The organism is Bacillus sp. FJAT-27251 (genome assembly GCF_001273925.1).
Classification (GTDB): domain Bacteria; phylum Bacillota; class Bacilli; order Bacillales; family Cytobacillaceae; genus Mesobacillus_B.
The window spans coordinates 3,478,417-3,490,701 of sequence record NZ_LIGG01000001.1 but is presented as its reverse complement, the minus strand read 5'-3'; the positions used below and the strand labels follow the sequence as shown (position 1 = coordinate 3,490,701).

At 43.9% G+C, this 12,285-nt stretch carries 12 protein-coding genes and 1 pseudogene; 6 read left to right on the top strand and 7 right to left on the bottom strand.

The annotated features are described in order from the left end of the window. Positions 1–19 precede the first annotated feature (19 nt). Positions 20–214 carry a hypothetical protein gene (locus tag ADU22_RS16260; protein ID WP_053363092.1) on the top strand — a complete coding sequence of 65 codons (195 nt, stop codon included), beginning with the start codon at positions 20–22 and terminating at the stop codon, positions 212–214. 100 nt (positions 215–314) lie between these two features. Here ADU22_RS16260 and ADU22_RS25645 read toward each other — a convergent pair whose 3' ends face one another. After that, positions 315–956, bottom strand: coding sequence for a CAP domain-containing protein (locus ADU22_RS25645; protein ID WP_053364610.1), 642 nt, complete (start codon positions 954–956; stop codon positions 315–317). Positions 957–1,436: 480 nt separating this feature from the next. Here ADU22_RS25645 and ADU22_RS16250 point away from each other — a divergent pair, with 480 nt between their 5' ends. Then, a complete protein-coding gene (locus ADU22_RS16250; protein ID WP_053363091.1) occupies positions 1,437–1,799 on the top strand; it encodes a hypothetical protein in 363 nt (120 codons plus the stop codon). A 33-nt stretch (positions 1,800–1,832) separates the two neighbouring features. Here the strand turns inward: ADU22_RS16250 and ADU22_RS16245 are convergent, their stop codons facing one another. Genes ADU22_RS16245 through ADU22_RS16235 form a run of 3 tightly spaced genes read right to left on the bottom strand, consistent with a single transcriptional unit; the run spans position 1,833 to position 2,872 of the window. Further along, positions 1,833–2,402 (bottom strand): manganese catalase family protein, encoded by a 570-nt coding sequence (locus tag ADU22_RS16245; protein WP_053363090.1) that lies wholly within the window; start codon positions 2,400–2,402, stop codon positions 1,833–1,835. A 45-nt stretch (positions 2,403–2,447) separates the two neighbouring features. Continuing rightward, positions 2,448–2,705: a spore coat protein CotJB gene (locus tag ADU22_RS16240; RefSeq protein WP_053363089.1), complete on the bottom strand. Its 258-nt coding sequence runs from the start codon at positions 2,703–2,705 to the stop codon at positions 2,448–2,450. Continuing rightward, the gene (locus tag ADU22_RS16235) at positions 2,702–2,872 is read right to left on the bottom strand and encodes a spore coat associated protein CotJA (protein WP_502688766.1); all 171 of its coding nucleotides are present in this window, start codon (positions 2,870–2,872) and stop codon (positions 2,702–2,704) included. The genes ADU22_RS16240 and ADU22_RS16235 overlap by 4 nt, the downstream gene beginning before the upstream one ends. 331 nt (positions 2,873–3,203) lie before the next feature. Between ADU22_RS16235 and ADU22_RS16230 the strand changes: the two genes are divergently transcribed. From ADU22_RS16230 to ADU22_RS16225, 3 genes are all read left to right on the top strand, one after another. Then, entirely contained in the window at positions 3,204–4,487 is a 1,284-nt protein-coding gene (locus ADU22_RS16230) for an MFS transporter (RefSeq protein ID WP_053363087.1), read from the top strand. 80 nt (positions 4,488–4,567) lie between these two features. Next, positions 4,568–4,705 (top strand): DUF6254 family protein, encoded by a 138-nt coding sequence (locus ADU22_RS25015; protein ID WP_197280074.1) that lies wholly within the window; start codon positions 4,568–4,570, stop codon positions 4,703–4,705. Positions 4,706–4,821: 116 nt separating this feature from the next. Further along, on the top strand, positions 4,822–5,790 hold the full coding sequence (locus ADU22_RS16225) for a DMT family transporter (RefSeq protein WP_053363086.1): 969 nt from the start codon (positions 4,822–4,824) through the stop codon (positions 5,788–5,790). 59 nt (positions 5,791–5,849) lie between these two features. On the opposite strand, the gene ppc is transcribed toward ADU22_RS16225, so the two are convergent. Together ppc and ADU22_RS16215 are read right to left on the bottom strand one after the other, a co-directional pair. After that, the gene (gene ppc, locus ADU22_RS16220) at positions 5,850–8,612 is read right to left on the bottom strand and encodes a phosphoenolpyruvate carboxylase (RefSeq protein WP_053363085.1); all 2,763 of its coding nucleotides are present in this window, start codon (positions 8,610–8,612) and stop codon (positions 5,850–5,852) included. 284 nt (positions 8,613–8,896) lie between these two features. Continuing rightward, positions 8,897–9,247, bottom strand: coding sequence for an ArsR/SmtB family transcription factor (locus ADU22_RS16215; protein ID WP_053363084.1), 351 nt, complete (start codon positions 9,245–9,247; stop codon positions 8,897–8,899). A 408-nt stretch (positions 9,248–9,655) separates the two neighbouring features. Here ADU22_RS16215 and ADU22_RS16205 point away from each other — a divergent pair. After that, positions 9,656–11,087, top strand: a pseudogene (locus ADU22_RS16205) (IS4 family transposase). 131 nt (positions 11,088–11,218) lie between these two features. Here ADU22_RS16205 and ADU22_RS16200 read toward each other — a convergent pair. Continuing rightward, positions 11,219–12,244 (bottom strand): aldose 1-epimerase, encoded by a 1,026-nt coding sequence (locus ADU22_RS16200; protein WP_053363082.1) that lies wholly within the window; start codon positions 12,242–12,244, stop codon positions 11,219–11,221. Positions 12,245–12,285 lie beyond the last annotated feature (41 nt).

Sequence of the window (12,285 nt, the reverse complement as noted above, 5' to 3'; positions counted from 1 at the left end):
TGATAAAAAGGTGGGTATTATGAGGAAGTCTTCTTGCAGATATGTCATCAACGCACTGGGAAAAGGCGGGGAAACCTACTATACTCATTGCAAAGACAAAGCTGAGGTAAAACAATGGATTGCGGACCACCGGGACCGAGTATCAATGAATGATGTAAAGGTCATTGATAATAATCGTCATCCATTGCTAAAATGGTTAACCGTTAAACTTTAACAACTCAAAAGCCACACAAATGGTGTGTGGCTTTTTTTATACTTGGAAGAAGTCTTCTTTGCACTGCGTCAATCTCTTTTAACCAGTCATTCCGCTTGTATTACTTTCCAATGAACATTTGGGTCCAGTGATTCCCCGCTTCTGCATGTCCAACCCCTATATGGGTATAGTTGGGATTCAGGATATTCTGGCGGTGTCCCGGGCTGTTCATCCATGCATTGACTACTTCCTGTGGGCTCCGCTGTCCCTGGGCAATGTTTTCTCCAGCTGTCCTGTATGACACGCCAAAATCACGCATCATGTCAAATGGAGAGCCATATGTTGGACTTGTATGGGAGAAATATCCGTTCTCCTGCATGTCCTCGGATTTTTTCAAAGCCACACCACTTAATTGCGGATCCGCTTCCAATGGCTGAAGGCCATTTTGACGCCTATGGTCATTTGTTAAATCAATAACCTGCTGGGCAGTCTGGCTGATTCCCTGTGTATTCTGCTGGTCTTGCTGTTGTTCCTGTAAAGGTGCTGCCTGCTGACCCCGCTGCTCAGGAGTAGGCATCGCCTGTTGTCCACCCTGCTCAAGGTTAGGCATTGCCTGTTGCTGTTCTTGTCCATAATACTCCTGCCAGTTTCGCCCGTCGTTATCCACTGGCACATATTGATACCTAGCTTCCCTCACGAGGATTGGACGTGTATGGGGATAGTCATCACTTGATTTGCTTGTCCTGAAGCTGGAGATATTCATTTCCTGCTCATCGATTTTTTGCGTGCGCAAATCCCTGCCTTCCTCATAATTACGGGTCAGCTGGCCATTTCTGGCAATGCCGTTTCCTGTTCCATTCGCCCCGGCATTATTCTGGCTTCGTCTCGTTCCAAGAAAGCCAAAATCACCTGGTTCCTTCCTGTAATCCTCCGTAAGCGGACCATTATGGTCAATCCCATTTCGATCGCCATTATTTCGTACATCCAGATTGTTATCACGACCAGGACGATAATTATTTATGTTATAGGTACCTGCTCCATTGGCGCTTTCATTTCGTGAACCCCTTGCATTATCATCGGCATTGCATGCTGTGAGTGCAAGAGTCATGGTAATTGCTGCGGCTAGCAGCCCTACTTTCCTTATTGCTGGCATAAGCAACCTCCTTTTTCATTAATCCTCTTTATTTTTCAATTTGTTTTATCAAATTATAGGTGGGAAATAATGAAAGGAGAGGCAAAATAGTTGCGTCTTTTAAAGGATTCCGGTAAATTGGACGGACAGTATTTTCCGGTATCAATGAACGAAAGGAAGCATCGTATGCCTATTTCCCATCCTTATATAAAAATTAGCAGGAATATAAAAAATAATATCCAGCACTGCCGGGAATTTGAGGAAGAGCTTGTCCTTTCAGGCAAGAAAATTACGACAGCCTCCGACCACTTCCATCTCGACGAAATACTCGACATGTCCTACAAACCCTTTTCGGGAAACAGCGGTTTCCTTTATTTGCATACCAACCGAGGCTTATATTCTTTTCACACCAGGATGCATCCCCATAAATTCATGCAGGCATACAGGCAATCAAAAGCTGAAAATTCTAAATAAGTCCCATTCCCTGAAGGAATGGGACTTATTTTATTAAAAAAACCTCTTCTTTTCTTTTTCTTCTTTTAAAATCTCTACCGCTTCCCTAAATCTTTGGGAATGGACAATTTCCCGCTCACGCAAAAACCTCAATCCATCATTTAAATCAGGATCGTCTGACATATCAATGATCCATTGGTAAGTAGCCCTTGCTTTTTCCTCCGCCGCGATATCCTCATACAAGTCGGCAATCGGGTCCCCTTTCGCCTGAATATAGCTCGCCGTAAACGGAACTCCACCAGCGTTTTGGTAAAAAAGAGCACTGTCATGATTTACATAATGATCAGCCAGGTTAGCAGCTTTTATTTGTTCTGGTGTGGCATCCTTGGTTAATTTATAAATCATCGTAGCGATCATTTCCAGATGGGCGAATTCCTCCGTCCCGATATCATTCAAAACTCCAATTACTTTGTCAGGTATCGTATACCGCTGATTCAGATACCGCAGCGCAGCGGCCAATTCCCCGTCGGCGCCTCCATATTGTTCAATCAGGTACTTGGCCAGCGTCGGGTTGCAAGTACTGACTTTTACCGGATATTGCAGCTTTTTTTCATAAAACCACATGCAAGCCCCCCCTGTCTCTATTTAATCATTTTGTCAAAGGTCCTGTTATACCTGCCAAGGCCATGGAGCCGACCCCCAGCTCCAGTTTGAATCTGTAAAGCTGTTATGCTGCAGAGCACCATAAATCTTCTCAAACTCCTTTTTAAGCTGTCTTGAGTACTGGGCATACTGGTTATACTGCTGCATCGCTGCCTGGTCTGTTGGGTGGGTGTCCAGATACAATGTCAGTTCGACCAGCACAAAATCGACTGCCTGAATCTCTTCCATCCGCTGGTAGTAATCTTCTGGCAGCTGGCCGCTCATGGTATGTCAACTCCTCTTTTCTTTTCGTAAGGATTATCGTAAAAGTCATAAAAAGCCGGCCATAGCGTTCCCTTCATCAGGGCTTCTCTCCTTTGGAATTGTTGCATATTGGGCGGCTGGAAGCCCATGTAAAGATGAGGGGGCGTGGAATAAAATTTAACCCCTATTGGCCTGCAAGGATCAAATTGGCTATGGAATGGCTGCCATGTTTTTACGCGGGTAAATGGAACTCTCTGCTGCCCGGACACCTTGAAGCACCCCTTTCGAAAATTCTCAAATCAATGAAATATACGTACCTTTTGTTTGTCCCTATGCCTAATATGGAAAAAACTTTAATGGCCAGCTTATGAATTATTTATTGGATTCTGATTGGGAAAAGGAAACGATGCTTTAATCGCGAATATAATTGGTAATCAGGTTCTTTTTCCCGACAGCAGGAACAAGGAGAAGTACGATGCAAACGCACTAAATGAGAGTCATTAGCAGGAGGCCGATGATATGAAGCGCTTTACGAAAGAAGAGAACAGCTGGATGTTTTACGATTGGGGAAATTCTGCATATTCCATTATTATTACAACTGCGGTTTTTCCGCTGTTTTACAAGTCATCCGCCACGAATGCAGGTATTAGTGCCGCCAATTCGACTGCTTACCTTGGCTATACAATCTCCATCGCAACTTTTATCCTGGCGATGATTGGACCAATTTTGGGCACGATTGCCGATTACAAGGGAAACAAGAAAAGGTTTTTCCGGTTTTTTGTCTTGCTCGGAGTAGCGTCGACAGCTGGCTTGGCCTTTATCCCAAATGGGCAATGGATGCTGCTGCTTGTTTTATACACCTTTACAGTGCTGGGGTCGGCAGGCTCGAATGTGTTCTATGACGCCTTTCTTGTGGATGTAGCCTCCGATGAACGGATGGATTCCATTTCTGCACGGGGATTCAGCCTTGGGTATATAGGAAGTACGATTCCTTTCCTCATTAGTATTGCCCTTATTGTTCTAGCCCAAAATGGACGAATTCCCATTTCGGTCACAACGGCAAGCCAGATGGCATTTTTGATTACCGCCCTATGGTGGGGGGGATTCAGCCTCCCCATGATTCGAAACGTCCACCAGCGCCATTATCTCGAGCGGGAACCCAACCCGGTGGCAAACAGTTTCAGGAGGCTTGCCAGGACGTTCAGGGAAATCCGTAAATATCGTGCACTGTTTCTATTCCTGCTTGCATACTTCTTTTATATTGACGGAGTGGGCACGATTATCACCATGTCCACTGCCTATGGGTCAGATCTTGGCATTACCTCCACAAACCTTTTGATCATCCTTTTTGCTACCCAGGTAGTCGCTGCGCCCTTTGCCATTTTATATGGCCGGCTGGCTAATAAGTTTTCAGGCAAAAAAATGCTTTATGTTGGAATTTTGGTTTACATTATCGTCTGCATATACGCCTATTTTCTTGAGACAACATTGGATTTCTGGATTCTTGCCATGCTTGTCGCCACCTCACAGGGAGGAATACAGGCTCTCAGCCGCTCCTATTTTGCCAAGCTGGTGCCGAAGGAAAATTCTAATGAATTCTTCGGCTTCTATAACATTTTCGGCAAGTTTGCCTCCATTATGGGACCATTGCTTGTTGGTGCTACTGCGCAGCTTACTGGAAGCTCCAGCCATGGTGTCTTCAGCCTGATTGTCCTCTTCATCGTCGGCCTTATTATCCTGGTACGTGTTCCCGAACCAAAGGTAGATGTTTACCATTCGGGTACCTCGAAAACAATGCAATAGCCCATTTCCCCAATGGATGGAAACCTGCCGCATTGGTTATCCTACTAGCGATTAATTTTTTCAAGAAGGAGACATGCGGAATGACCCAATCCCAGCGACAGCGCGAGAGGCAATGGAGACAGCGGAAAGAAGAACAGCAACCTCATGGAAAAGTGAAATCTTTTGATCAGCTGGCAGCCGAAGCAGGAAAAACAGAAACAGATAACCATAATAAATAATCGAAAAACCATCCTTTCATGGGATGGTTTTTTATAAGGTGAAGCCGTCATAGAATATTGAATATTCCATTTAATTCCGCTATAGTAATTTTATTAAACTGAAGGGGGGATAAAACATGCGGCCAATCATGCTTGGGATTTTTTCAGCTTTATTTTTCGCTGTTACCTTTGTGGTGAACAGGGCGATGGACTTAACAGGAGGAAGCTGGATATGGAGCGCATCACTCCGTTATTTTTTCATGGTTCCTTTTTTATTGGCCATCGTTATTGCCAGGAAAAATCTATCCTTTCTAATCAAAGTGATGAAAGAACAGCCAAAAAGCTGGCTGTTATGGAGCTTTGTAGGATTCTGCCTGTTTTATGCCCCGCTGTGCTATGCGGCGGCCTACTCCCCTGGCTGGCTTATTGCAGGCACATGGCAAATCACCATTATTTCCGGATCGTTGCTGGCCCCGTTATTCTGGGAAACCATACATACGAATTCGGGCCCGGTGAAAGTAAGAGGGCGTTTTCCTGTGAAAGGAATGCTGATGTCATCTGTCATCTTGCTGGGAATCATCCTGATGCAGCTGGAGCATGCCAGACATATCCCTGCAAAGGTGTTCCTCCTGGGATTTTTGCCGGTTCTCATTGCCTCGTTCGCCTATCCGCTAGGAAACCGTAAAATGATGGAAATTACTCAAGGACGGCTTGATGCCTACCAGCGGGTTCTCGGAATGACGCTTGCCTCCCTCCCATTTTGGCTGCTTTTATCGCTTTATGGCTTGTTTACTGTTGGTGCGCCTGCAAAAGCCCAGAGCCTTCAGGCTTTAAGTGTGGCACTCTCATCAGGAGTCGTCGCCACCGTTCTGTTTTTTATGGCAACGGACATGGTTAGGGGAAATTTGCAAAAGCTTGCAGCCGTTGAAGCTACCCAGTCTGTTGAAGTGCTGTTTGCACTGGCTGGTGAAATGATCTGGCTTGCCCTTCCGCTGCCTTCCCCCCTATCCTGGACTGGAATGTTTATCGTGATTTTGGGGATGGCCGCTCACAGTTATGCATCGAGAGCCAAAACAAAGCCCGCAAGCAAAGCATTAAATGCATAATGAAAGACCCTCCATGCTGTGGAGGGTCTTTCATTTTATCAATATGGTGCCAGAGGTGATCAGCCGGTGTTGCGGAGGCCGGCGGCCACACCGCTGATCGTCAGCAGTACCTGTGTAACCAATTCTTCATCAGGCTCTTCTGTTTTACGAAGCTCTTTAATGAGCTCTACCTGGATGAAGTTCAATGGGTCCACATACGGGTTGCGGCGATGCACGGAGTCCTTGATATTGGGAGTATKGTCTAGCAACTCTTCATCATCCGAGATCTGCAGCAAAATATTTTTTGTCCTGTTGTATTCTTCCACAATATTATTGAAAATCCGCTGCCCAACCTTCTGGTCTGAAACCAGCTCACTATATTCCTTGGCCGTTGTAAGGTCCGCTTTTACAAGCGCCATCTGGAGATTGTCAATGGTCGAGCGGAAGAAAGGCCACTCCCGGTACATTTCCTGAAGCAATTGCAGGTTCTCCTCACTTTTGGCGGCAAAGCTGTCCAAACCTGAACCTGCCGCATACCACCCCGGAAGCAGCTGCCGGCTTTGCGTCCATGCAAATACCCATGGAATCGCACGCAGGTTTTCAAACTTGGCACTGTTCTTCCGGCTCATTGGCCTTGAGCCAATATTCAGTTCGCCAATTTCCTGCAGCGGAGTAGCCTCATTAAAATAGGTGATAAAATCAGGGTCTGCGAACACAAGATCCTGGTACTTCCTTAATGACACCTCTGACATTTCCTCAATGGCCTTAACCCAGCGCTGATCCCGGTGATGAACCTGCTCTGAACCCTTCAGCACATGCGCAGCAGCCTGGAGGAGTGTCGACGTGGCCTGTTCCAGGCTGCGATAGGCAATGTCTTCAAGCAGGTATCTGGAAGATAATACTTCCCCCTGCTCGGTGATCTTTACGCCTTCCCCAAGTGTCTCTACTGGCTGTGATAACAGGCTCCGGTTCAGAGGGCCGCCGCCTCGTCCCAGCGAACCGCCACGGCCGTGGAAGAATTTGAGGCTAACATTGTATTTTTTTGCCATTTCATGAATTTCAACCTGTGCATTATACAGCTTCCAGTTTGCTGTAAGCGTGCCGCCATCTTTACTTCCATCCGAATACCCGAGCATGATTTCCTGCTGGTCATCCTGCTTTCGCAAATGCTCGCGGTACAGATCCATTTGGAATAGCTTTTCCATAATTTTCGGMCCTGCCGTTAGGTCGTCGATGGTTTCAAGCAGCGGTGCCACATTCAGGTCACTTTCAACCGAACCATCCGCATGGAGGCGGTAAATCCCAGCTTCCTTTGCCAGAACGAGAACTTCGAGCAAATCGCTCGCAGCCTGGGTCATGGAAATCAGATAAACAGAGATGGACCGCTTTCCAAATTCCTTATGCGCTCTTTTAATCAAGTGGAAAACATCGAGCATCTGCTGGGTCTCCTTGGAATAATCCTCATGGAGCAGCAGCAAGGAGCGCGGATCTTCAAGCAGTTTCTGAAGCAGCGCGAACTTTTCCTCTTCATTCAGGGAGCGGTAATCTTCAGTGATTCTTGCCTTTTGCAAGATTTCAGTAATGGCGGATTCATGCTCCCCGCTATGATTGCGGATATCAAGTGTCGCCAGGTGGAAACCAAACAGCTGCACTTGGCGAATAAGCTTTTGCAGCACCTTTAGCTCATGATTGGCTGGATGATGCAGGTAGATGCTGCGCTTGATCATCAATAAGTCCTCAAGCATCTCTTCGGCAGATGCGTAGCCGATCTCCGATTCTCCTACCTGGCGCAGGCGTTCAAGAATGACCGCAAACTTCCTACGGTATACTTCCTTTTCAACCGGCCATTTTCTTTCTTCACTAAGGTACTTGTCCTCTTCGACTTTCAAGGCTTCCAGGAGCTCTTCGCTCACATCGACCCTTGTTATGGAATGGCTCATCCGCTTCATTAGCTCAACAAGAACCTTCTTATATTTTTTCAGGACCAGCCGGCGTTGTTTGTTCAAAGTCTCCCAAGTTACGTCCGGAGTCACATGTGGATTACCGTCACGGTCCCCGCCTATCCATGAACCAAAATGAAGGAAGTTGGGAACTTTCCATTCCATGTCAGGATAGTGCTCTTCAAGACAATCCTCCACTTCCTGATGGATTTCGGGTAGAACATCGAACAAAGTCTGGTCAAAATAATATAATCCATTTCGCACTTCATCAATCACGGTTGGCTTCCTGTCACGAAGTTCATCCGTCTGCCAAAGAGCCATGATTTCATTAAACAGGCTTTCTTGGCACTTTTCCCGTTCCTTTTTGGATAACAATGGGTTATCCAGATTTTTCAGGATATCAGCAATCCGTTTTTGAAGCTCAAGAACGGAACGTTTGGTCGCCTCTGTAGGATGGGCTGTAATGACTAGCTCTAGAGAAATATTTTGGAGGACATTTTGAATGATGTCGGCAGATACGTGATTATCTTTTAATGAAAGGATGGCCGAGTCAATGGAATTTGGCTGGCTGTTCATGTTTGATTGCAGCTGGTATTCCCGGCGCCTTCTGATCCGGTGATTTTGTTCAGCTGCATTGATCAGGTGGAAATAGACCGAGAACGCGCGGATCACCTGTTTTCTCATGGGGCCATCAAGGCTCGCAATCTCCTTTTTAAGCTCCTCGTAGGTCCTTTCATTGTTTTCACTTCTCAGTTGTTTGCAGGTAATCCTAATTTTTTCTACTGTATCAAGCAATTCAGTCCCGCCATGATGCACGAGAATTTCGCCCAGCATTCCGCCCAGCATTTTTACATCCCGGCGCAATGGAAGACTGCTGTCATTTACTTGCAATCCTGTTGTCATAGTTTCACCTTCCCTAACTAGTACAGTTTCTAGAATTTTTAAATAATATACCATAAATTTTAATCGGAATGGTAGCAAAAATATAAAAATTGCCCAAAGTTTATTTTCAAACCCTTATTGGCAATTTTTATGAGCTACTGTTTCCACGGGATGTTTTTCCCGCAATGACGGCTCTTTATACAGCCTACCAGACAACTGCAATCTATGTAAAAAAGAATGATTCCTTCTGGCAGTTCCCCGTATGGCATTAAAGAGCGATACCCAAAAGAGTACCGCTGTTAAACTCATTTTTCACTTTCTGTTTCAATTCCGCTTTCAGTAAATTTATCAAGCATGGATATTGTATCCACAAGGTGGTTATTAAAAATTTGCCTGGCAACGCCAAGCAATTCAACGATCATCGGATCACGCAGGGAATAAATTACCTGATTGCCATCTTTTGTACCTGTGACAATGTTTTTGCTGCGCAAAATGGTAAGCTGCTGCGATACAGCAGATCCTTCGCTGCCGACAAGCCCTTTGATTTCATTCACATTTTTATCGCCTTCAGATAAAAGCTCCAGGATCCTTATCCTGAGGGGGTGAGCCAACGCTTTAAAAAAATCCGCTTTAAATTTCTGCATTTCCAAATTCAATAAAATCTCTCCTTCCGAGTCAGCTTGATAGGACAGGACTTTTTTCCTGCAAACTATGTTTTGAGCTTGACAAAACATGACATTCACGGAAAGCATAGTGTTTGCAGCCAAGGCATTTTTCCGGGTTTATCTTTGTCAGGGCATAGGTGATCGCCTCACCTGTATGTTCAAAGAAATGTTCCTCGCCAATAGTTGAATATAAGCCGGTTTTCATTAGCAGCTCTTTTGGCTGAGACTGCACCCCGGTGACCAAAATGGTGCCATGCTGTGAAAAATGGCGGACGATGCTTCCAAAGTTGTTTTCTCCGGTCGTATCCCATACCCATCAAGCTAACCAAACAAACTTCCCCCAAAATGAAAAAAACGTTATTCTTTCAGTAAAATACTTGAAAAGGATGACGTTTTTCCATGGACCTCTCGTTTTCTGAAGAATTACATCTATTCTCACAAGAATTACAACGCTTTCTATCTCCAATCGTCCTACAAAAAATCGCTAAACAGGTTGGTTTTGTACAGCGATCTAGTAAGTATCAAGCAGATGAACTTATCGCCCTTTGTGTTTGGCTCAGCCAAGAAGTCGCCAGTACATCCCTTACGCAACTATGTAGCCGGTTAGAGGCTTCAACGGGTGTACTCATGAGTCAAGAGGGACTCAATCAACGCTTTAATTCAGCAGCTGTCGCCTTCCTCCGAAAAGTCTTTACTTCGCTCCTAACACAGAAACTTTGTGCGACACAATCGCTATCTTCACACATGATTTCTGCTTTTAAACGTATTCGGATTTTGGATGCGACGATGTTTCAGCTGCCAGATGCCTTCGCAAGTGATTATCAAGGTTCAGGTGGAAGAGTATAATACGGCAGGTGTGAAGATCCAATTAGAATACGATTTACTGAGTGGCCAATTCTTAAACGTGCAGCTAGGACCAGGTAAAAATAATGACAAAACTTATGGCACGGATTGTCTTGAAAGCGTGGAGGCAGGTGATTTATGCCTACGTGACTTAGGTTATTTTGATTTGCGAGATTTACAAGCCATTCATGAGAAGGAAGCCTACTATATCTCACGGTTAAAGTTGAATACACGCATTTATATCAAGAACCCTGAGCCAGAATATTTCAAGAATGGTACAATGAAGAAACAGACCGAATATATTCAGCTTGATATGGCACAAATCATGAAAGAACTGGAACCAGGTGAGACCATGGAAATTTCGGAAGCCTATATTGGCAAAATTCAGAAATTATCGACACGTGTCATTGTCCATCGATTAACGACTGATCAAACCGAAACACGGCTAAAACACCAAGCCGTACGTGAGAAGAAGAAAGGCGTTGTCATGAAGGAAAAAAGTAAACAGCTAATGGGGATGAACGTATATATCACGAACACACCACCAAAAGAAGTTCCGAGAAATGGCGTACACGCTCTTTATTCATTACGTTGGCAAATAGAAATTTTGTTTAAAACATGGAAATCTTTCTTTGAGATCGATGAGTGTAAAAACATCAAAAAAGAACGCTTAGAGTGTCATTTATATGGACAACTCATTGGGATTCTTCTTTGTTCTTCTACCATGTTTCAGATGAGACAGCTCCTGCTGGAAAAGAAAAAACAAGAGCTAAGCGAATACAAGTCGATTTATATGATTAAGGACTATTTTCCATTATTATTTAAGGCTATGTCCGGTGGCACACATGAACTCTTAAAGATTCTCCATCGCCTCTATCAATTGCTTAAAAAGAATGGGCGTAAGTGTCATCGGTATCAGAAAAAGACAGTCTTTGACATTCTCGGTATCGTGTATGAAACGACAGTAAAGCAGAAACAAGCTGCCTAGCGAAAAAATCATATTTTAATAGGTTTCTTTGTCATGCTTATTTTTCTGATACTCACCGGTGTTGGAGCAAGAATCGCCACGCTTCTAACAGTTTCTGCCGTTAGCTTGATGGGTATGTGAAGCTACCCCTATCAGGCTCTTCTGTTTCTCAATTTATGCTTTATCGTGTAAAAACGGGAATGGGCAGACCAGAATTCCCCGCTTTTTAATTCAATTATACCTGTTTGCTCCAAAGGAATCGGTACATTTGGTCCATTCACCATATTGGTTTGAGGTTCCGGGCAAAAAAAACCGCTTTTGGCATCTCTATTATAGAGCATCCAAAAAGGGTATTTCGAACCTGTTTCATAGATGAGAGAAATTTTTTCTCTTTTATCTGTTAAAACCATTCGATTTGGTTGGTCTTTTTGGGCCGCATAATGGTGATCAAGTTGCTGAAAGAAAGGCGAATTTCCTTCTGTGGAAAGCTTTTTTTCAGTACTTTTCAAATCCAACCGCTTTCCTGTAGGCAGTGATCGCTCATTTAATTCGATTTTTTCTTTAATGGATAATTGCAAATTATAATCTTCCATCGTACTATTTTTTGAAAAGGGAGCATTAATGCTTGTGTGAAAACCTAGCATTAATGGCATAGACTCTTTGCCTTCATTTAATATGGTTACGTTTTGAACTAATTCGTTTTCTGACAGTGTATAACGAAGGGACATTCTGAAAGAATGGGGAAAATAGCGATAAATATCTGATTGCTTATCAATTTTTAGTGAAAGTTCAATCGTACTTTCCATTTCTGACGAAGTTGTTTCAGATACTTCCCAACAATGATTGTAAAAGAATCCATGTAAATGGTTTTTATTTACAGGTTCATTAATTGGAAATTTATAAGTATGATTCAAAAATGAAAACCTTCCGTTTTCAATTCGATTAGGCGGGAATAAGACAGGAATTCCATATAAAAACGGGTTTTCCTTGAAATCATCCATCTGATTATCCGCTGGCTCCCGAAGGAAGCTGTAATTATTTTCAACATCTCGAAAAGCAATCAAATTTCCACCACATTCTGGCAAAATAATAGCCTGATAGGGATAAACATTTAATTCATAAGCATTTATTCCATTAAATATTGTTTTGGTTATCCGATTATCGCTCTGATATATCATTTTATTACTCTCCCTATTTAATTAAAAATTTCTATTTGCAT

Coding starts and splice junctions, on each gene's coding strand:
- ADU22_RS25645 (WP_053364610.1), bottom strand. CDS start 956: ATGAATATCTCCAGCTTCAGGACAAGCAAATCAAGTGATGACTATCCC.
- ADU22_RS16230 (WP_053363087.1), top strand. CDS start 3,204: ATGAAGCGCTTTACGAAAGAAGAGAACAGCTGGATGTTTTACGATTGG.
- ADU22_RS16225 (WP_053363086.1), top strand. CDS start 4,822: ATGCGGCCAATCATGCTTGGGATTTTTTCAGCTTTATTTTTCGCTGTT.
- ADU22_RS16260 (WP_053363092.1), top strand. CDS start 20: ATGAGGAAGTCTTCTTGCAGATATGTCATCAACGCACTGGGAAAAGGC.
- ADU22_RS16240 (WP_053363089.1), bottom strand. CDS start 2,705: ATGAGCGGCCAGCTGCCAGAAGATTACTACCAGCGGATGGAAGAGATT.
- ADU22_RS25015 (WP_197280074.1), top strand. CDS start 4,568: ATGACCCAATCCCAGCGACAGCGCGAGAGGCAATGGAGACAGCGGAAA.
- ADU22_RS16200 (WP_053363082.1), bottom strand. CDS start 12,244: ATGATATATCAGAGCGATAATCGGATAACCAAAACAATATTTAATGGA.
- ADU22_RS16245 (WP_053363090.1), bottom strand. CDS start 2,402: ATGTGGTTTTATGAAAAAAAGCTGCAATATCCGGTAAAAGTCAGTACT.